The 20,417-nt window shown below is 40.4% G+C and carries 17 protein-coding genes; 8 read left to right on the forward strand and 9 right to left on the reverse strand.

Translation table 11 applies throughout. The annotated features are described in order from the left end of the window. Window positions 1-116 precede the first annotated feature (116 nt). From FTU70_RS10165 to FTU70_RS10175, 3 genes are all read right to left on the reverse strand, one after another. The gene (locus FTU70_RS10165; RefSeq protein WP_180060549.1) at window positions 117-986 is read right to left on the reverse strand and encodes a lysophospholipid acyltransferase family protein; all 870 of its coding nucleotides are present in this window, start codon (window positions 984-986) and stop codon (window positions 117-119) included. Window positions 987-1,283: 297 nt separating this feature from the next. Further along, complete coding sequence (gene aspS, locus FTU70_RS10170; RefSeq protein WP_004975017.1) at window positions 1,284-3,068, reverse strand: aspartate--tRNA ligase; 1,785 nt, start codon at window positions 3,066-3,068, stop codon at window positions 1,284-1,286. Between the two features lie 209 nt (window positions 3,069-3,277). Continuing rightward, entirely contained in the window at window positions 3,278-4,027 is a 750-nt protein-coding gene (locus FTU70_RS10175; RefSeq protein WP_180060541.1) for a DUF4184 family protein, read from the reverse strand. Between the two features lie 148 nt (window positions 4,028-4,175). Between FTU70_RS10175 and znuD the strand changes: the two genes are divergently transcribed. Beyond that, a complete protein-coding gene (znuD, locus tag FTU70_RS10180; protein ID WP_180060542.1) occupies window positions 4,176-6,323 on the forward strand; it encodes a zinc piracy TonB-dependent receptor ZnuD in 2,148 nt (715 codons plus the stop codon). Between the two features lie 105 nt (window positions 6,324-6,428). Then, the gene (locus tag FTU70_RS10185; RefSeq protein ID WP_180060543.1) at window positions 6,429-7,892 is read left to right on the forward strand and encodes a phospholipase D family protein; all 1,464 of its coding nucleotides are present in this window, start codon (window positions 6,429-6,431) and stop codon (window positions 7,890-7,892) included. A gap of 68 nt (window positions 7,893-7,960) precedes the next feature. Here the strand turns inward: FTU70_RS10185 and FTU70_RS10190 are convergent, their stop codons facing one another. Continuing rightward, entirely contained in the window at window positions 7,961-8,413 is a 453-nt protein-coding gene (locus FTU70_RS10190) for a hypothetical protein (protein ID WP_004975032.1), read from the reverse strand. Between the two features lie 179 nt (window positions 8,414-8,592). On the opposite strand from FTU70_RS10190, the gene FTU70_RS10195 reads away from it, so the two are divergent. Then, window positions 8,593-9,063: an RcnB family protein gene (locus tag FTU70_RS10195; protein ID WP_180060544.1), complete on the forward strand. Its 471-nt coding sequence runs from the start codon at window positions 8,593-8,595 to the stop codon at window positions 9,061-9,063. Between the two features lie 78 nt (window positions 9,064-9,141). On the opposite strand, the gene FTU70_RS10200 is transcribed toward FTU70_RS10195, so the two are convergent. The 4 genes from FTU70_RS10200 to FTU70_RS10215 all read right to left on the reverse strand — a co-directional run bounded on the left by FTU70_RS10200 (window position 9,142) and on the right by FTU70_RS10215 (window position 14,559). Next, window positions 9,142-9,651, reverse strand: coding sequence for a phosphate-starvation-inducible protein PsiE (locus FTU70_RS10200; RefSeq protein ID WP_019836466.1), 510 nt, complete (start codon window positions 9,649-9,651; stop codon window positions 9,142-9,144). A 139-nt stretch (window positions 9,652-9,790) separates the two neighbouring features. Continuing rightward, a complete protein-coding gene (locus FTU70_RS10205; protein ID WP_180060545.1) occupies window positions 9,791-11,572 on the reverse strand; it encodes an acyl-CoA dehydrogenase C-terminal domain-containing protein in 1,782 nt (593 codons plus the stop codon). A 219-nt stretch (window positions 11,573-11,791) separates the two neighbouring features. After that, on the reverse strand, window positions 11,792-13,594 hold the full coding sequence (locus FTU70_RS10210; RefSeq protein WP_026438352.1) for an acyl-CoA dehydrogenase C-terminal domain-containing protein: 1,803 nt from the start codon (window positions 13,592-13,594) through the stop codon (window positions 11,792-11,794). A 338-nt stretch (window positions 13,595-13,932) separates the two neighbouring features. Further along, complete coding sequence (locus FTU70_RS10215) at window positions 13,933-14,559, reverse strand: hypothetical protein (RefSeq protein WP_004975043.1); 627 nt, start codon at window positions 14,557-14,559, stop codon at window positions 13,933-13,935. A 135-nt stretch (window positions 14,560-14,694) separates the two neighbouring features. Here FTU70_RS10215 and baeS point away from each other — a divergent pair, with 135 nt between their 5' ends. The 4 genes from baeS to FTU70_RS14365 all read left to right on the forward strand — a co-directional run bounded on the left by baeS (window position 14,695) and on the right by FTU70_RS14365 (window position 19,705). After that, window positions 14,695-16,350, forward strand: a complete 1,656-nt coding sequence (baeS, locus tag FTU70_RS10220) for a sensor histidine kinase efflux regulator BaeS (RefSeq protein WP_180060546.1) — start codon at window positions 14,695-14,697, stop codon at window positions 16,348-16,350. A gap of 20 nt (window positions 16,351-16,370) precedes the next feature. After that, a complete protein-coding gene (locus tag FTU70_RS10225) occupies window positions 16,371-17,057 on the forward strand; it encodes a response regulator (RefSeq protein WP_180060547.1) in 687 nt (228 codons plus the stop codon). Window positions 17,058-17,158: 101 nt separating this feature from the next. Then, window positions 17,159-18,553, forward strand: coding sequence for a hypothetical protein (locus tag FTU70_RS10230; protein WP_131260770.1), 1,395 nt, complete (start codon window positions 17,159-17,161; stop codon window positions 18,551-18,553). A 138-nt stretch (window positions 18,554-18,691) separates the two neighbouring features. Next, window positions 18,692-19,705, forward strand: coding sequence for a hypothetical protein (locus tag FTU70_RS14365; protein ID WP_225543645.1), 1,014 nt, complete (start codon window positions 18,692-18,694; stop codon window positions 19,703-19,705). 156 nt (window positions 19,706-19,861) lie between these two features. Here FTU70_RS14365 and FTU70_RS10240 read toward each other — a convergent pair whose 3' ends face one another. Further along, entirely contained in the window at window positions 19,862-20,212 is a 351-nt protein-coding gene (locus FTU70_RS10240; RefSeq protein ID WP_373685341.1) for a transposase, read from the reverse strand. Window positions 20,213-20,277: 65 nt separating this feature from the next. Between FTU70_RS10240 and FTU70_RS10245 the strand changes: the two genes are divergently transcribed. Then, on the forward strand, window positions 20,278-20,417 hold a 140-nt coding region (locus tag FTU70_RS10245), incomplete at its 3' end, for a transposase (RefSeq protein ID WP_151813106.1).

Below are 20,417 nucleotides of genomic sequence, written 5' to 3' on the forward strand. Positions count from 1 at the left end.
CTCAACTTAAAACTCAAAACGAAGCGCTATTATGCCATTGTTGAAAATTGATCTCAATTGAATAACCTAAATCTTGGTTTTATACGTGCAAAAAGAGCAAACGTATTTAAAAAAATCTACTCTTTACGGTACATATTGACATTGCCCAAGCAATTTCTAAAGCGCTTGTATGACCAAATATATTGCTCAGGTGCTTGTTCAATCATATTTTGCATTGAAAGGTTTAGACAGTCTACAGAGTGTTGTAAATCTTGAGACAGAATAGCATCTGGCAATTTTTGACAGTGAATATTGAAATATCTTAAATTTAGACTTCGAATACAGCTTAAACCAATAATATTGCACTGTGTTTTTGCTGCAAGCTTGGAAACTAGTGTGATGGATAAAGTCTTTTTCCCAAAAAAAGCAGAATATATACCACCAGATGGCTTGGGTAAATGATCTGGTAAAATGACTGTTAAACCGCCGTGTTTCAAATGTTTAAAAATAGAACGAATACCAGTTTCATTGGTGGGTACTAAAGTGGCATTAAATTTTTCTCTAGCTTCTAGTAAATATCGGTTTATCCCTTTGTTTTTATTGGGCTTATACATAATCATGGGGGCTGTATATACACTGAGCCATGCATTGAGTAACTCCCAGCAACCAAAATGAGGAACTACCACGATAACTCCTTTTTTATTTGCAAGAGCGTCAGTTAAAACCGTTTCACCATAAACATTTTTTAGCAGATTCAAACTGTAATTTGGTGGCATTCCCCAGCATTTAATAAACTCTAGATAACTGAGACATTGACTTTGTACACTCTTTTTTATGAGCTGTTCTTGTTCGGCAGATGAAAGCTTTGGATAAGCCAGTTTAATATTAATTGCAGTGATGCGTTTGATAGATAAATTAAAATAATAAATAAGACCAGCAGCCATCATTGCAATTGCTTGCAGCAGGCGTAAAGGAAAGACAGATATTATTTTTAAAATTAAGTACATCAGACAGCCGATCTCAAAATATAAGGTACAAATGAAGCATAAATTTTGCAGTGAACGCGAACGTGCTTGTTCCACAAGAAAAATGATCAGAAGCCTTAAAACAAAATAAAATGAGGTATGAAATTGAATTATTCAATGTTATTCATAATTAGGCAGTTTAGCATAGTGCAGTGTAATCGTTTTGCTATTAGCCAAGTAAAGTAATTATTATTTTTATTGTTCAACTTGGAATTTATCCAAATTGAAGTTAATAAAAAACCCTGCAAATTTGCAGGGTTTTTCTGAAACGTTCAAAACTTATTCTTGAGATTCTGCTTTTGGTTTTTCACGTAAACGAATACCCAAATCACGCAATTGAGTCGCCTCAACTGGTGCAGGTGCTTGAGTCAATGGACATTCAGCTGTCTTGGTTTTCGGGAAGGCAATCACATCACGAATAGACGAAGCGCCTGTCATCAACATCACCAAACGGTCTAAACCAAATGCCAAACCACCGTGCGGAGGCGCACCGTATTTCAACGCATTCAATAAGAAACTGAATTTCTCTTCGGCTTCTTCTTCTTCAATACCTAAAGCTTCAAAAATCGCTTTTTGCATTTCTAAAGTATAAATACGTAGTGAGCCGCCACCAATTTCAGTACCGTTCAATACCATGTCATACGCGACAGATAAAGCTTCACCTGGGTTGCTCTTCACATCTTCAACGCTTGATTTTGGTAAAGTGAATGGGTGATGCACAGAGGTCCATTTACCATCATCAGTTTCTTCAAACATTGGGAAATCAACCACCCAAAGCGGCGCCCACTCGCAGGTTGCAAGGTTCAAATCGTGACCGATTTTGACACGAAGTGCACCCATTGCATCGTTTACAACTTTGGCTTTATCTGCACCAAAGAACACGATGTCGCCATTTTCAGCGCCTACACGTTTTAATAAATCAAGCACGATTGGCTCAATAAATTTCACAATTGGAGATTGTAAACCTTCAATGCCTTTTTCAAGTTCATTGACTTTAATATACGCCAAACCTTTCGCACCATAGATGCCTACAAATTTAGTGTATTCATCAATCGCACTACGTGGCAATGAACCCGCGCCAGGAACGCGAAGGGCAACAATACGACCTTTCGGATCTTTCGCTGGGCCAGCAAATACTTTGAACTCAACGTCTTGCATCAAGTCAGCAACGTCTACCAATTTCAGTGGGATACGCAAGTCTGGCTTATCAGACGCATAATCACGCATCGCTTCTGAATACGGCATACGTTGGAATTTGTCGAATTTCACGCCTAGAAGTTCATCGAACATCTTCACGGTCATGCCTTCCATCAAATCCATAATGTCATCGTCACTCATGAACGATGTTTCAATGTCGATTTGAGTAAATTCTGGCTGACGGTCTGCGCGTAAATCTTCATCACGGAAACATTTAGCGATTTGGTAATAACGGTCAATACCACCCACCATCAACAATTGTTTAAATAATTGTGGAGATTGTGGCAGAGCATAGAAGCTACCGTTAGATACACGGCTTGGTACTAAATAGTCACGCGCACCTTCAGGCGTTGCACGTGTTAAAATTGGTGTTTCAACATCCAAGAAACCATGATCGTCTAAATAGTTACGAATTAGGTTGGTGACTTTAGAACGGAAACGTAAGCGATCTAACATTTCTGGACGACGGATGTCCAAGAAACGGTATTTCAAACGAATTTCTTCTGAAATGTTGGTATTTTCATCGTTCAATGGGAACGGAGGCGTTTCAGATGCTGCAAGAACTTCAATTTCCTTGCCTAAAACTTCAATTTGTCCACTGACCATATTGGCATTTTCTGTGCCTGCATAGCGACGACGTACACGACCTGTGATTTTTAATACAAATTCTGAACGTGCTTTATCTGCAGTTGCAAATGCTTCTGGGGTATCTGGGTCAATTACGACTTGCACAAGACCATCACGGTCACGCATGTCTAGGAAAATTACACCACCGTGGTCACGACGACGGTGTACCCAGCCACACAGGGTCACGGTTTGATCAATTTGAGCTTCGGTTAAAGAACCGCAATAATGAGTTCGCATCATAGCGTTAAAAATCCAACTATATGGGTTAAGGAAGCGAATACGTAAACAGCGCACCGCCTTTAGCAAAGGTAGGATTATGCCTCTTTGGGCATGTGGCTACAAGAACCTGCTGCAAAAACAGTGGGTTTTTACAAGGAATGTGTCTGAAATAGGATAATGCAGCAAGATTCAGGATAAAGTGATGAGCTTTGACTTTATTTTATCTACCCTTACCGATCCAAAAACAAAAATAACAGACAACCTAAACTGAACATGAGTAATGCCCCTTGGCTAAACTCATTGATGGCGCGTCCCGTAAAATAATATAGTTCGGCTTGCCAAGTCGCATCGGGGATATAACGCGCATAATCCCAAAGTGAAAAACCACCACATACAATCGACAAGATAATTAGGCCGATGGCATAAACGCGAATTTTAGTGCTTACAGAACTGAGCTGTCGATGCTTGCGATAATAATGCAGGCTCATACATAACAAAAAAGGCAGCGCCAAAATAGAACTGCCAATTTGCAGTATGCGATGCATCGGATAAATACCTGTGCCTAATTGTACCGATTGCGCTAAAAAATCCTGAAAGGCAAAACTACGAAAGTCGTGATGGGTTAAACCATCCCAAATTAAATGGGTGGCATTGCCAATCAGTAAGGCCAGAATCAAGCCACATACAAACCCAAGTACAGATTTTATCGTGTTTAGATTTAACGGGTGATGCACGCCCACAAAGCGATACAATGCAGGGCGATAGAGTAAATACCACAGCGCACAAAAGACAAGACCCAATAATAAATTTGGATACAGCAATGCTGACCATAAATGTGGAGTGGGATCATGACGCAAAGTAAACAGACGGTGTAAATCTGGCAACATCGTACCTATAGCGAGTGCAGCGATGGGCAGACGTTGTCCTGAAAGCTTGGCGAGTGGTGGGGCAAGTACCGCATGTGAGAGCGTAAAGGGCATACCAATTCAAAGTAAAGAATATAAAAAATCAAAATAAATTGTGGTGAATAGCTTAATTGAGAATACAGAATAACAATGTTTTTTATTGCAATGTTAATGAAATGTTATATTATAACATTAATTATTTTTGCTAATTTGAGCATGGGTCATGTCGTTCCATAAAAATTTAATAACACTTTCCATTTTTTCAGTGCTGGCACCTGCAGCATTCGCCAATACTGAAAGCAGTAGTACACAATTGGAAACCATTCAGTTACAAGCACATCCTTTGGTGCAAACTGCTGCAGACTTTGCAGTGGCAGATCATGTGCTTGATCAGAAAACGTTGGCAGAGCGCAGCACCACTATAGGTGATGCAATGGCAGATGAGCTAGGTGTTTATTCTAACCAATATGGTTCAGGCTCTAGCCGACCTGTCATTCGTGGGCAAGATGGCCCACGTGTTAAAGTGCTGCAACATGCTTCAGAAACGGCAGATGTTTCTACACTTTCACCCGACCATGCGGTAACGGTAGATCCAATTTTAGCCAAGCAAGTTGAAATTATTCGTGGGCCATCAACCTTACTTTATAGTGCGGGTACCGTAGGTGGTTTGGTCAATGTCACTGACCAAAAAATTCCAACGCAAATGCCAAATAATGGTTTAGAAGGACAAGTCGGTCTGCGTTATAACACAGGCAGTGATGAAAAACTGGCCAGCGCAGGTGTGACCGCAGCAATTGGTGATCAGTTTGCGCTGCGTATAGAAGGTTCTAAGCGTAAGGCTAATGATTACATTACCCCAAACTATTGGGTAGAACATCATAATGATGAAGCAGGACATGACGACCATGATCACGGACATAATGATCCAGGTCATGATCATGATGATGAAGGCACACATTTAGATAAAGCACGTCGTGTAGAGAATACCTTTGCTGAAGGGCAAACGGTGAATATTGGTGGCTCATGGATTCATGATCGTGGTTTTGTGGGCGTGTCATATAGTAATCGTCAGGATAAATATGGGTTGCCAGGGCATAGCCATGAATATCATGGTTGTGTATTGCACGATGATCACTTTCATGGTTGCCCGACACCTAATTCAAATACTGTTGAAGAACATGCACATGGTGGCCCATGGGTGGACTTAGAATCACACCGTTATGATTTGCGTACCGAACTTGATCAGCCCTTTGCAGGCTTTGATAAACTTCGTGCGCATGCCAGTTTTACAGATTATGAGCATGATGAATTAGAAGAAAATAAAGTCATCAGTAACTTTAAAAGCAAAGGCTATGATGCACGTTTAGAATTGGTGCACAAACCCCTTGCAGGTTGGGAAGGTGTGTTTGGTACACAGTTTAGCCAGCATGAAATTGATTTGACTGGTCAGAAGGAAAAACATGGTGATCATTATCATGAAGCAGTACCTATGCCAGATACGAAAACACAAAAATACAGCTTATTTGGTTTAGAGCATAAACAATTTGGTGATGTACATGTTGAACTCGGTGCACGGGTTGAACATCAAAAAATTGATGTCGATGCTCAGAAAAAAGATTATTCAGATACAGGTGTATCTGCTTCTGCCGCAGCCAACTGGCAGTTTGCACCGAACTATAAATTATCCCTTACAGGTTCACATCAGCAGCGTTTACCATTGGCGCAAGAGCTTTATGCCAATGGAATCCACTTTGCAACCAACACCTATGAGCGTGGGAATGCGAATTTAGATGTGGAAAAGTCGAATAATTTAGAACTTGGTTTGCACTATGAAGCTGACAAACTCGATTATTCATTACATGTGTATCATAACTGGTTTGATAATTATATTTATGGTGCAACTACTGACCATAAGGAAACTTTCCGTTTAATTGATTATCAACAAGACAAAGCCAAGTTTTATGGCACAGAAGCCAAGCTAGGTTATCAGATCAGCCCAGATTATAAACTCAGTGTATTTGGTGATTATGTCCGTGGTGAGATTGACAATCAAAATGCATCACGTGTACCTGCAGGGCGTTTGGGGACTAAAGTGGATGCCAACTTTGCCGATGGTTGGTCGGGTATGGCGGAATATTATCGTGTCTTCAAACAAGACAAGGTTGCTTATTTAGAGCAAGAAACAGCAGGCTATAATATGGTCAATGTTGGTGTGGCTTATGCAGGCAACTATGCCAACAAACAAGATTACCGTGTGTATTTTAAAGCCAACAACTTGCTCGATGATGAAGTGTATTCACATACCTCATTCTTGTCGAATATTCCACAAGTGGGTCGTAACTTTACAGTAGGCGTGGAATTTGGCTTCTAAAATTCAATTTGCTTTGAGCAGGATGTCTGCGTGAAAACACAGAAATCCTCTTGAAAATCCAAACAATTAAACCTAGTCTGAGCGCATCGGACTAGGTTTTTTGTTATGCGTATCTTTCAGCGAATTCATCAAAAATTGAATTGGTCGCCTCGGGCGTATGTGGGACTTATTATAAGTTTTCTGGCTTTAGGTTATTTGGCGTCTGCGACCTACCACAGCTTAAAACCATTACCCGAAGGGCTGAATTACACTGGAAAATTACGTCATGCGCCTATTAAATTTATTGCCGATCAGACCTATATCGACGCGCAAGGTGTTCAGCAACAACAGCATCAAATTTTTAATGAAATTTTAGAGCTGGTTGATGCAGCACAAAGCACCATTGTATTGGATATGTTCTTGTTTAATCCTGAAGTGGGAACATCTAAACAGCAGCATCAGCCACTGACACAGCAACTCACCGATGCTTTAATTCATAAACGTCAGCTGCAGCCAAATATTGAAATTAAGGTCATTACAGACCCAATTAACTCAGTATATGGCGGTATTGCACCTGAGCATTATCGTCAATTGCGTCAAGCAGGCATTGATGTGATTGAAACCGATTTAACGCCTTTACGGGCATCGAATCCATTGTGGTCAGGTTTTTGGTATCTCTGCTGTCAGGGTATTCCAAATAATGCAGAAAAAGGTTGGCTACCAAGTCCTTTCGGGCAAGATAAAATTACCTTGCGCAGTTATTTTAGTCTGTTCAATTTTAAAGCCAATCATCGTAAAACCATGGTGGTTGATACCACCGAAGGTTGGAAAGCGTTGGTGACCTCATTGAATCCGCATGATGGTAGTTCGCGTCATTCTAATATTGCCTTAGTGGTCACAGGCAATACAGCGGTTGATATTTTGCAGACTGAACAAGCCGTAGCACGTATGTCGCAAGGCAATGTGTCTGGGGTGATTGTGGGAGAGTTTGAGGCAGATTCGTCCTATCCTCAAGTGCAAGTCCTCACTGAACAAGCCATTTTAGAGGCCAGTTTGACACTGATTCGGCAGACCAAAGCGCAAGAACATCTGGATTTGGCAATGTTCTATTTATCGGAGCGACAAATCATCAAAGCACTGATTGCTGCACAGCAACGTGGCGTACAGGTGCGGGTATTACTCGACCCGAATAAAGATGCTTTTGGACGTGAAAAAAATGGCATTCCAAACCGACAGGTGGCGGCAGAATTACATGCTGCAGGGGTGAAGGTACGTTGGTGTAATACCCAAGGTGAGCAATGCCACAATAAAATGCTGATGAAATCGAATGCCACACAGGCTGAGTTGATTTTAGGTTCTGCTAATTTCACCGCACGTAATTTAAAAAACTATAATTTAGAAAGCAACTTGCGTGTGGTCGGACAGGTGCAAGACCCTGTATTTCAGGATGCTCAACACTATTTTAATACCGCATGGTCAAACCTTGAGGGTAAAAATATGAGTGTGGATTATGCGGTTTATGCCGATGAGTCGAAGTGGAAATATGCGCTGTATCGCTTTATGGAATGGAGTGGTTTATCGACCTTTTGATTTTTTAATTGTATGCCTTGAACTCAAAAATCCCTCTTATTGAAAGAGGGATTTTTTTGAGCCGAATATTACTTTACAGGATTTGGCGGCACCATTTCATCCAAATCTTTATCACTCATTTGATCTAACTCGGCAATATCGGTTTTGATTTTCCATTGTGCTTCATCATCCACAGGATTCGGTAAACGCGCTTCTAACCAATCACAAACCACATCTGGGCTAAATTCTGGATGGTTGCATTGAATTACCCACGATAAAAAATCTTTGGCTTCACCATTCATATACGGTGGCGGTGAAACAGGTAAGAATTGAGTCGGCAAGCGCTCATCTCTGGAAATATAATTCAGCACATGTCCCAATTCCTGCACAGTTTGCCATGCTAACGGATGTTCTACATCAATTTGAAATTTGAACCACCATGCATGCTGACCGTCTGAACCATAAGCGTCTACACGGGCTTGCTGTACACTCGGAACTTTGCAGAAAAACTGATGAAGGCGGTCAAAATTTAATTCAGGCACGAGGTTTCATCCAATTTCAAAAAAAATGTATCTTAGCATAGGGGTTGGAGATATTTCATAAATGGCGAGCCGTGTCGGTGAAATCTGCGGAGACGAAAGTTTAAAATTGCTGATTTTTTATTCATTATTTATCCTTAATTTGAGCTTAGAATAAAAATATGAAAATAGGAGTGCTAGATATGAAAGTGGCGATTTTAACTGCATTGAGTGGCATGCTATTTTTAGGTGTGTCGATGCAGAGCTTGGCCGAAACCAATCGTTGGGCAGGATATACAGGCGTCAATACACAGCGTGATCAGCATCGTCCTTATTCGCCACAACATCGTACTGCTTATCCGCAGCATCGACCTTATCATTCACAGCAACCCTATTCCTATTCACCACATTATCCATACCATCAACGACCTGTGCCGCAGTGGGGGCAGCCCACGATTCGTAGTGGCATCAATATTCAATACAATGCGCCAAGTACTGTGCAATATAACCACCAAAGTTACAGTTGGGTAAATGGTGAGCCAAGTAGCGCACATATTGAAAGTTCGACCTATCGTGTGGTGACCGACTGGCAGCACTTGGGTTTACCCGCTCCGCCACGAGGTATGTACTGGATTTTTGAACATGGGCGTTATGTGTTGGTGGCAAATCGTTGAGAAAAAAGTGAAATCATAGACATCAATGCTTCTAGATATTGAGTATCTAGAAGCATTTTTTTGACCTATTTTAGATTTTTACGCCAATTCATCATCTTCTGGGCGAGGGGTTTTGCCTTGTGCTAAAGGCTTTTCACTGTGCTTGTCTCGAATAACGGAAGGGTAATGCCAAGATGCAAAACGCACCACTAAAATTGCAGCGGCTAAAATTAAAATTGAACCAGTAATAATCACTAAATCGAGATCAGCTTTATGGTCGTGTTGAATATCTGAAATTAGCAAACGGGTTAGTGCGGTAATGGCAATATAAATTAAAAAACGTACAGGCATGTGATTGGTTTTAAAATAAATACCAACCATTGCTCCTAGTTCTAAATAGATAAAAAGCAATAAGATGTCATCAATAGTGGCATATTGTTTGATGGTGAAAATATCAATTACCGTATGTCCAGCAGACCAAATGACCATACAGCCAATGATAAAGAGCGCAAGATAATGAAAACTTTCTACTGCCCAATTGCCATATTTGTCTAATAGGCTTTCAACTGCTTGAATATTTCTATCTATTTTTGAACGACGTACTGCCATTTTCACCTCCTGTTTGAGTATGGATATTCAGACTTCAACAAAGGTAATGCAAATTTCATGCACAATTTAGAATAGGGATATAAAATTTAGTATAAAAAAACGCCTGATGATTCAGGCGTTTTTGCAGATACTGTATGAATTAAGACTGGTTGGTGAAGTAATCTTCACTGAAGTTCATTACCACTTCTGCACCCGCTTTCACTTTAGTAATGCGTAAAGCTAGTTCTGGCAAAATACGTTGTACAAAGTACAGTGCCAATGACAATTTGTTTTGATAGAACTCACCCTCTTTTTGTTTGGCTGCATTGGCAATGCGCGCAAACATATATGAGAAGCTGAGCAAACCTACCGCATGTAAATAATCAACCGCTGCTGCGTTCGGGAAATCTACATTTTCTTTAGCTGCATTTAAAATGTATTGTGTAACGGATTCAACTTCAGTCGCTGCATCTAAAGTTGCATCTTTAATGAAGTTGAGGTCTGCATCTAAACCATTGGTGAAATCACGGATTTCTGCAATGTATTCTGCAATAAATTCGCCATTACATTTAATGGTTTTACGACCAATCAAGTCTTGCGATTGTACGCCGTTGGTGCCTTCATAAATTTGGGCGATACGTAAATCACGAACACATTGCTCCATACCCCATTCACGGATATAACCATGACCACCGAAGACCATTTGCGCATCAAGTGTCGCATTGAAAGCAGTATCGGTTAAGTAGGCTTTGGCAATTGGAGTTAACAATGCAACACGGTCATTGGCTTTTTTCACAGCTTCTGCATCGGTAGAGAATTTAGTGATATCCAATTGTTGACCCACATATACCGCAAATGCACGCGAAGCTTCATTATTGGCACGCGCATTAAGTAACATACGACGTACATCGCCATGTACCAAAATGCTGTCTGCAGCTTTGTTTGGTGATTTTACACCCGATGCACTACGACCTTGGATACGGTCAGTCGCATATTGTGCAGCATTTTGATAGGCAAATTCTGATGCACCTAAACCTTGAATTCCCATAGACAGGCGTTCGTAGTTCATCATGATGAACATGGCTGCCAAACCTTCATTTTCTTTGCCGACCAAGTAACCTTTGGCGCCATCAAAGTTCATCACACAAGTTGCAGAGGCTTTAATGCCCATTTTGTGTTCGATTGAGCCTGGACCTACTGGGTTGCGCTCACCCAACGAACCATCTTCATTCACCAAGAATTTTGGCACGATGAATAAAGAAATACCGCGTGAACCTGCAGGAGCGTCTGGTGTTTTCGCTAAAACTAAGTGAATGATGTTTTCTGCGAGGTCGTGATCACCACCTGTAATAAAGATTTTAGTCCCTGTGATGTTGTACGTACCATCTGCATTTGGCTCTGCTTTGGTTTTAATAATCCCGAGGTCTGTTCCTGCATGTGGTTCAGTCAAACACATGGTACCTGACCATTCACCTGAGTAAATTTTAGGTAAATAGGTTTCTTTCTGTTCTTGTGATGCATAGCTGCTTAATGCCATGCCTGCACCGACAGATAGCAGTGGATACAACATGAAGGATGGGTTGGTGGCAAACAGCATTTCATCTGACAATACTGTCAGCATTTTTGGCATGCCTTGACCACCCCATTCTTCATCTGCGCCTAAACCAATCCAGCCGCCTTCGGCATATTGTTTAAATGCTTCTTTAAACCCAGCAGGTGTGGTGACTTCGCCATTGTTATAGGTCGCGCCTTCTTCATCACCGCTACGGTTAATAGGCAACGTCACATTTTGGGCAAATTTTGCCATTTCTTCCAAAATTGCTTCAGCCGTTGCAGCATCAAGGTGAGCGAGGTTTTCATTGTTTTGCCAGAATTGTTCTGCATTGAATACATCATTTAAGATGAATTTCATATCGGCAAGTGGGGCATTATAAATTGGCATGTGAGTTCACCTGTTTATTGTTTGAATCTTGATTCGTTGAGTTCAGTGTAATCTACAATTGTGAATGTTGTAGGCGACTAAAGCGAAAGAATGCTTTATTTATAAAGAAAAAGGACTGTCAATGCTATGACCGTCCTTTCTCAATTTCTGTACTCAAGAGTACAACATTTTGAATATCCCGCTAAATATGTTCAATATTTAGCGAGTTTCAATTTTCGCTTAGAAAGCAAAGTGTTCAGCATCTAATGCAAATAGTGGCTCTACACCTGTTGCAATCACGTCTACGTGTGAGCGAACACGTGGCAAGATTTTCTTGAAGTAGAAACGTGCAGTCGTCACTTTAGCATTGTAGAAGTCTACATCGGTTGTGCCTGCTGCAAGTGCTTCTTGAGCGACCAATGCCATACGTGCCCATAGGTAAGCTAGTGTTACATAACCAGAGAAGTACATGTAGTCTACTGCTGCAGCACCTACTTCCTCAGGGTTTTGCATTGCACGCATACCAATTTGCATGGTCAAATCGCCCCATTCTTTATTGAGCGCTGCGAGCGGTTCAACAAATTCTTGCATTGCTGCGTTGTCTTTGTTGGCTTCTGCAAATTTATGGATGATTTTGGTGAAGTCTTTCAACATTGCACCTTGTGTACCCAAAACTTTACGACCTAACAAATCGATTGCTTGAATTTCAGTTGTACCTTCGTACAAGCATGAAATACGTGTATCACGCACAATTTGTTCCATGCCATGCTCAGAAATGAAGCCATGACCGCCGAAGACTTGCACACCATGTTTTGCAGATTCAGAACCTGTTTCAGTTAAGAATGCTTTTGCAATAGGCGTCAATAAAGACAAGATGTTGTCAGAGAACTTACGTTCTTCTTCAGTTGCACCTTGTTCAACGATATCTGCGTGTAGAGACAACAGATACACTAGTGCGCGACCACCTTCAGCAAACGCTTTTTGAGTCAATAGCATATTGCGTACAGCAGGATGCACAATAATTGGATCTGCTTCTTTTTCAGGAGCTTTCGGACCAGAAAGTGAGCGCATTGCTAAACGGTCTTTGGCATAAGTCAACGCACCTTGGAAAGAACCTTCAGATGCTGCAAGACCTTGTACCGCTGTACCGATACGTGCAGTGTTCATGAACGTGAACATGCAGTTTAGACCACGGTTTTCAGGGCCAATCAAGAAACCTTTCGCATTATCAAAGTTGATGACGCAAGTTGCATTGCCATGAATACCCATTTTGTGTTCGATTGAACCACAACGTACACCATTACGCTCCCCTAAAGAACCATCTGCATTCAGGTTGAACTTAGGAACGATGAACAGAGAAATACCTTTAGTTCCTTTAGGTGCACCAGGTAAACGTGCCAATACGATGTGCACGATATTCTCTGCCATGTCATGTTCACCAGCAGAGATAAAGATTTTCTCGCCCGAGATTGCATAGCTTCCGTCGGCCTGAGGTTCAGCTTTAGTACGGATAATACCCAAGTCAGAACCTGCATGAGATTCGGTTAAACACATGGTACCTGTCCACTCACCTGAAACAAGCTTTGGCAGATAGGTTGCTTTTTGTTCATCTGAACCGTGGTGTTCTAAAGTACGTACAGCACCATGAGAAAGACCTGGGTACATGCCCCATGCCCAGTTTGCTGTACCTACCATTTCTGAAATCACGTTTCCTAGAGAAACAGGTAGACCTTGACCGCCGTATTGTTCTTCAGCAGAAAGAGACGGGAAGCCAAGTTCGATATATTTTTGATACGCTTCTTTAAAGCCCGTTGGTGTAGTCACCACGCCATCATTCCAAGTACAACCTTCACGGTCACCCACTTGGTTTAACGGAGATAATTCGTTTTCACAGAAATCTGCTGCAGCTTCCAAATATTGGTCAACCAATTCACGGCTTACGTTTTCTTGGAATGCAGGTAATTTTGCATAGTGATCTTCGGCATTTAATAATTCATGCAAAACGAATTGCATATCACGTAAAGGCGCTTTGTATTGTGGCATATCGGTTTCCTCAATACTGGTTTGACCAGCGTTATATTTTAAATGGATTTCAGCGCATGCCTTCTCAGACATGCCATGTTGGAATGGTTGTAATCGTGCAACATCTTCTAATTCGGTACAAGCATCTGCATAGCATTTCTTGGTGACTGCAAAGTCAAAGATTTTTATCTTGAAATGGCTAAGTTACTTGAGTGTAAACAGTTTTGCTGAATTTGAAATGATACAAATAGTCAAAAAGCGTAAAGAGATATGTCTAAGTGAAGTGGATAAAAAGGTAAATAAAAAGGCACTCAATCGAGTGCCTTAGAGTCGTGTAAGTGTGTGCTCACCTGAATGCATTAGCGCGAAGTAGGTGATATTCTCATTTGTTGCATAGGTTGATTCGGCTGAAAACGAACCAAGCATTGTCCCTTGAGTTGTAGTTCGCCCAGTTTCACTTGAACGTGTTGTCCATGCATTTTTCCTTCACAGGCAGCACGCATGGCCTTTTGATGCGCTTGATGTTGTGCTAATCGTTGATCGTACCGTTTGGTCATTTCAGCACGTTGCGCATCGGTCAGCACTTCACCACGTTGTTGCATACGCGGCATTTTTGCACGCATGGCTTGGTGTTGTTGCATCGCATATTGGCGATGTTGTTTAAATGACTGGCGATCAGGCTGGAAACGCATCGTACAGGTACCTGCGAGTGTTTGATCACCTACTTTTAATTGTAGATTTGTACCTACTGCTTTGTTGTCACAAGCCTGTTGCATCTGCCCACGAAATGCGCGGTGTTCTGCACGCATGGCACGATATTGCTCGCGTTGTTCAGGACTGAAGCGTTGTCCATCTTGAGCATAATGTTGTTTAAACATACGTGTTTGTTGTCGTTCGGTCAGATCATTACTGGTTTGGCATGCAGTTAAAATCCCCATGCCCAAAACACTTGCCCCAAGTAATGCGATTTTCGTCATCTGTTTCATCTTCAAACTCCCCAACCTGCTTTTAACTTCACTCAGTTAAGATTAAATAATAAAGATGAAGAAACAATGGAGAGTTTTTTCTAGCACTGTTGGTTACAATGCTCAAAATCAATAAGAAAAGCTGAGATTGCGCTTTTGAAAATTCGCCGTATTCCCATCGCATTACGCCTGTTTCTCACAGTGCTGCTGACGACCTTACTGATCACCACGGTCAGTTTGGGGGTATTGCATGTCAATATGCAGCGTAATTTCAGTAAATACGTGGCTGATGTCGAAATGCAAAAGCTGGACTTAGTCATTCAAAACTTGGCAGAAGTCTATGCGGTATATCACGATTGGGGCAACGCCATTCAGGCGCAAATTCTCCAAATTGAAGGTGAAGCTGCGCCCGATGATTATGACCGTTTATCGCGGTGGTGGTTACGTCGTCAGTATGACATTGCTTTGCAGCAGCGTTATTTTCAGGAACACACCCTCGCCAATGTAAACTCAAGTGTAGTCGAGCCTGAGCCAGGCAAACGACAAGCCAATGCGGAAGAACTTCGCTGGTTAGAGCTGAATTTACCTTCACAATTTCAGCCATTTGAAGGTTTAGTGTTTCCTTTGAGTGCCAATCAGAATGCTTTCCGTCCTGATCGTAAAAATGAAGGACACCACAACACGACAGAATCATCTGGAAAAAAACAATTTATTTCGATGCCTGACCGTTTAGGCTTGAGTTCACGCTTATCTTTATATGATGCCCAGCGGCAATTTGTAGTGGGAGAGCCTGCTGAAACTCAAATTTCCTTTCGTCCAATTATGGTCGGTGAAAAAATCGTGGGTTATCTGGGCTTAAAACCTGTGTTAGATCAGGAAGATGCTTTAAGTATTAATTTTTTTAGCAAACAAACTCGTTATTTATTATTGGCTTATGCTTTAAGTATTTTGGCGAGCTTGATTGCTGCTTTATTGTTAGCGACCTACTTTAAAAAGCCAATTCAGCGCTTATTAAATGGCACACGTGAATTAACCAAAGGCCATTATCAACATCAGGTCAAGGTCAATCGTAATGATGAGTTGGGTGATTTATCTAACGAATTGAATCATTTGGCGGTTATTTTAGATCAACATGAAACTTCACGTCGTCAGTGGGTAGCTGATACTTCGCATGAATTAAAAACGCCATTGGCGGTGTTGCAGGCGCAAATTGAAGCCATGCAAGATGGTATCCGCCAAGCCACACCAGAGCATTTGGCTGCGATGATGCATCAGGTCAATAATCTGAAAAAACTCACACAGGATTTATCGGACTTGGCGCAAGCGGAAGCCATGCAGCTGAAATGTTATTTCTCGAGCATTGATCCATGGCAAGTGATTGAGCAGGAAATCGAAAGCTTTAAGCCGAAATTTGAGCAGGCTCAGTTGGACTTGATCGTGTCGGGTGAAGGCACGCAATTACAATTGGATATAGACCGCTTTAAACAAATTATGCTCAACTTGCTCAGTAATAGTATTCGCTATACTGAAGCAGGTGGGCAGGTGCATATTCACACCAGTCAAAGCGCAACCGAGTGGACGGTGTATGTAGATGATAGCCCGTTTGGTTTAAGTGATGAACAATTGGCACGTTTGGGTGAGCGTTTTTATCGTGTCGATGATTCGCGTACACGTGCTACAGGCGGGACAGGTTTAGGTCTGGCTTTATCGGTCAAAATTGCCAAAGCATTGGGCGGAGAGTTAAGTTTTGCACATTCACCGTTGGGTGGTTTACGCTGCAAATTAAGCTTTCCAAAAACAATCAAATCTTGAAGGACTTTAAGGAATCGCGCATGAAACATCTCTTGCTGGTTGAAGATGAAATTGAACTTGCCCAATTGGTGCGAGATTATTTAGAAGCTGCTGGATTTGAAGTCAGTATGTTTCATGATGGACAAGAAGCCTATGACAGCTTTTTGCAGCGTAAACCAAGCCTGATGATTTTAGACTTGATGATTCCGCGTATGGACGGCTTGACCATTTGCCGCAAAGTACGTGAACAGTCTGATGTGCCTATTATTATGGTCACGGCACGTACTGAGGAAATTGATCGGGTGCTAGGTTTGAACATGGGTGCAGATGATTATGTATGTAAGCCTTTTAGCCCGAAAGAGTTGGTCGCGCGCGTGCAAGCGGTGTTGCGCCGTTTGGAACGTAAGGCTGAGTCCGAAGATCAGTCTTTGTTCCGTATGGATAGAGCGCAGCAGCGTATTTGGTATCAGCAAAAAACCTTGAATTTGACCCCAACCGAATTCCGTTTATTGGAATTGTTTTTAGAGCATGTCGGGCAGGTGTATTCACGCGCGCAGTTGCTAGACCATATTAACCCAGACAGTTTTGAAGTGGCAGATCGTGTAATTGATAGCCACATTAAAAACTTGCGCCGTAAAATTTCTGACGCTGCCGAAACGGGAAATCGTCATGAATGGATTCAGGCGGTGTATGGTGTGGGCTATCGTTTTGAGTATCCTGAAGAGTGATTTAGAATAAAAGATATATTTATAATATATTGTTAAGCGGTTGAAAAAGTGATATTTTTCAACCGTTTTTTTATAACAATTATTTTAGAGGGAAACTCATGATGAAAAAAACGATTTTAACTGTGTCTTGTGCCTTAATTTTGACAGCTTGTGGTGGTGGTGGTGGAAGTGACACTTCACCCAAAAATCCTGCAGATGGTAGTGTCATTCAACAACCAGCCAATGATTTGTCTAATGCAAAAGAGTTGATTCAGACGGTAAATAATATTGTTGCGTATTATGATGGCTTTGCTGATATTAGTGAACGTTATCAACAACCAATACAGGCGATTAATGGTACAACAAGTGATTTGATTGACGCTGCGGATATTGTTATTACATTAGTACGTTTGGCACAGGCAGATGCGGGTGGGAGTAATAAAACATATACAGCCAAAGATTTAGAAAAATTATTAGCATTAGGTGGTTTTACTCAAGAGTACAACATAAAAAATAATACGTTGCAGGTGGTAACGAGTGCAAATAGTGTAAAAGTATCGGGTACATTAAAAGCTGAAACTTTTCAGAATTTTGATTTTGATAAAGCTCAACAAGATAATTGGCCTGATGGTTGGTTTTCAAATCCAGAATATGCTATTTATGGTGATGAAATGGCTATTACTGTAGGTAATTTTACAGTTGAGGAACCTGTTTTAGATCAGGTAAATACTACTTTAAATGCGACAATTGGTGCTAACAGTATTTTAGAAGTACAAAACTTAGCTAATAATAAAAAAGCAAAATTAAGTTTTAGTAACACCAGTGCAATTGCAGTAACGTATGCGGATGCAATGAAAATGGATGAGCGAGCTGCAGAAGAATTACCACAAAATGCTCAATTAAAGTTTTTAAATGTACAGTTTGAAAGTGAAGGATTAACTGCTATTTTGACTGAGTTTTCAGCTCAAGCTAAAGTTGCAAAGTTGACTGATGGCGTAGCTAGTTATGATCAGTTAATACCTGCAGAAATTATTTTAAAAGGTAGTCTTGATCTCAATGATGAATTGCTTCAACTAGATGCAAAGTTAAACTTAAATAATGATTTTAATAAAGTTTATAATATTCTTGTAGAAACACCAGATAATTTTATGGATGCAAGCGTATATCTTAAATTAGCTGGTAATTTAAAAGGTGCTCAAGCTACGACAAAACCATTTGTGTTAAGTGTAAATGCAAAGCGTTCAGAACTCACTAAGGGAACAGCGAATATTGAAGTTGCCGTAGATAAGTCTGTACTAGATATTAATCTAGTAGCACAACAGTTGAATGCTGAACCATTTTTATCTGCTGTTATTAAAAATAAAACAGGTGCTTCGGTCACTATTGAAAATATTGATACATTTACTCAGGCAGATATTATGGTAAATGGAAAATCTCAAGGTAAGGTGACAAAAAACTCAACAGGAAACTATATCGCTTCATTTGTTGATAATCAGATTCTTGTTATAGCTCCTTAATATTATAAGGAAATGGTTTCTTGATACAGTGATGTCTATACAAATAGATTTTTCTGAAATTAAGAAACCATTTTATTTTTTATGAAATATCTATTTTTAATTCTATGTTTTTTTTCAGTTTTCACCTATGCTGCGAGCGTGGAATATCGAGCGGATGCGTCATTATATAGTGAGCCTATTGCTATTGATGCTTTTTTAGATGATTGGCAAGATCCTGATTTTAAAAGTGGCAAGTACGCCTTTGCTCATGGTTTGATGCAGCTTTCTGTGCAACAAGATCAATGGAATTTAGGTTGGTTGTGGCGTTATGATTACATTTTAAAATTTAGTCCAGATATGGCAAAGCTTTATTACCAAATTGAAAATGATTTGCCTTTAGATGCAGAGAGTATGTATGAATTAACACTACATGCACAACATTTAGAGCGTATTGGCGCACGTATAGCATATGACTGGGTGCCCCAATCAAATTGGATACTTACAGCCGGTGTAAGTGCATTATATGGTCGACATTTTGTAGACGGTCAATTTAATGCTTTTGGTGAAACTAATTTAATGCCTCGTTTAGCAGACCGTGTGCAATGGTTGAATGGACAACTTAATTATTATTATGACCAGCCAGCATTAAAAGAGGATGAGTTAGGTCTTGGAGATTTTAGAGCAAAAGAAGGTTATGGTTATGCTTTAGATCTTACTTTACAAGGGGAGTGGTTAGAAAAATGGTACTTGAAATTCCAATTGGAGGATATTTTTAGCTATATGTATTGGGATGAAGCTCCCTATAGCCAATACCAAGCAACATTTGATCAAAACTCTCGACCTCGAATTAATTTAACCGGCACAGTAGCTACAGATAAGAGTTATAAGCAAAAAATTCCATATAAAATTTCGACCGAATTACTTTACAATATTCATTCAGAAATCCAATTAGGAGTTAGTAGTTTTTCTAACCCGTTCACAAGTTTATGGCAAATGCACTTTTTATGGCAACCTGACTCATTGCAATTAGGTCTACATTTTGAGCCACAAACCAAAAGCTTAGGTGTTTCTTTTAGGCATGAAAATATTGGAATGAAGTATTTGACGGATAATTTAAACACAAATCAAGCGCATAGAATGGAAGCCTATTTATTTGCACAATATCAATGGTAAAACTTATTTATTATATTTTTTTCTTTAAATAGGTGTGAGATATAATGATTCCAAAAGAAGAATATTAGGGTGATTTTGTATGAAATGCTTTAATTAGCCCAACCCGTTGTTTTTCTACTTTCCTTAATTTTGCGACCACCAATTCATAAGCTGTCATTAAAAAGTAAACATGTATTCTTTTCCGAATTGGTTTGATACTCTCTCCACCCATTGCTCTATTTTATCAGCTGTCATGACTTGAAAATCTCGCCAATAATATTTCATCTGCTTCCATACCATCTCGATTCGATTTAACTCAGGGCTATAAGCTGGAATAAAATACAAATTCGTCGAAAAGTTACTTTTAAGTAGCTCTCTGTAATCAGCCATCTTTTTACTTCTATGAATCGAGGCATTATCAACAATAAGAACCAATGGAAGGTTATAAGTCTGTTTTACTTGTTGAGCTATTCCAGTTAAATAGGCATAAAACCAAGTGCTTGTAACGTAAGCGTCCGCTGAACACACCTTCTGAATTCATCCTATAAGCCTTAATTTAGTCCCCACTTAGAAACAAGTGGGGACTTAAATTTATGACTACAAATAATCAGACATCCATCGCATCTCTTGCGAAAAAACGAAGAACATACAGTGCTGAATTTAAACAGCAGATCGTTCAGGCTTGTAAAGCACCGGACGTTTCAATTGCTTCAGTCGCTTTGCAACATGGATT

Origin of the sequence: Acinetobacter sp. YH12135 (genome assembly GCF_013418565.1) — a bacterium.
Lineage (GTDB): Bacteria > Pseudomonadota > Gammaproteobacteria > Pseudomonadales > Moraxellaceae > Acinetobacter > Acinetobacter towneri.

What these genes read in the sequence shown, in the direction of transcription:
- FTU70_RS10165 (WP_180060549.1), bottom strand. Translation starts at nt 986, where the DNA reads ATGTACTTAATTTTAAAAATAATATCTGTCTTTCCTTTACGCCTGCTG.
- aspS (WP_004975017.1), bottom strand. Translation starts at nt 3,068, where the DNA reads ATGATGCGAACTCATTATTGCGGTTCTTTAACCGAAGCTCAAATTGAT.
- FTU70_RS10175 (WP_180060541.1), bottom strand. Translation starts at nt 4,027, where the DNA reads ATGCCCTTTACGCTCTCACATGCGGTACTTGCCCCACCACTCGCCAAG.
- znuD (WP_180060542.1), top strand. Translation starts at nt 4,176, where the DNA reads ATGTCGTTCCATAAAAATTTAATAACACTTTCCATTTTTTCAGTGCTG.
- FTU70_RS10185 (WP_180060543.1), top strand. Translation starts at nt 6,429, where the DNA reads ATGCGTATCTTTCAGCGAATTCATCAAAAATTGAATTGGTCGCCTCGG.
- FTU70_RS10195 (WP_180060544.1), top strand. Translation starts at nt 8,593, where the DNA reads ATGAAAGTGGCGATTTTAACTGCATTGAGTGGCATGCTATTTTTAGGT.
- FTU70_RS10200 (WP_019836466.1), bottom strand. Translation starts at nt 9,651, where the DNA reads ATGGCAGTACGTCGTTCAAAAATAGATAGAAATATTCAAGCAGTTGAA.
- FTU70_RS10205 (WP_180060545.1), bottom strand. Translation starts at nt 11,572, where the DNA reads ATGCCAATTTATAATGCCCCACTTGCCGATATGAAATTCATCTTAAAT.
- FTU70_RS10210 (WP_026438352.1), bottom strand. Translation starts at nt 13,594, where the DNA reads ATGCCACAATACAAAGCGCCTTTACGTGATATGCAATTCGTTTTGCAT.
- FTU70_RS10215 (WP_004975043.1), bottom strand. Translation starts at nt 14,559, where the DNA reads ATGAAACAGATGACGAAAATCGCATTACTTGGGGCAAGTGTTTTGGGC.
- FTU70_RS10225 (WP_180060547.1), top strand. Translation starts at nt 16,371, where the DNA reads ATGAAACATCTCTTGCTGGTTGAAGATGAAATTGAACTTGCCCAATTG.
- FTU70_RS10230 (WP_131260770.1), top strand. Translation starts at nt 17,159, where the DNA reads ATGAAAAAAACGATTTTAACTGTGTCTTGTGCCTTAATTTTGACAGCT.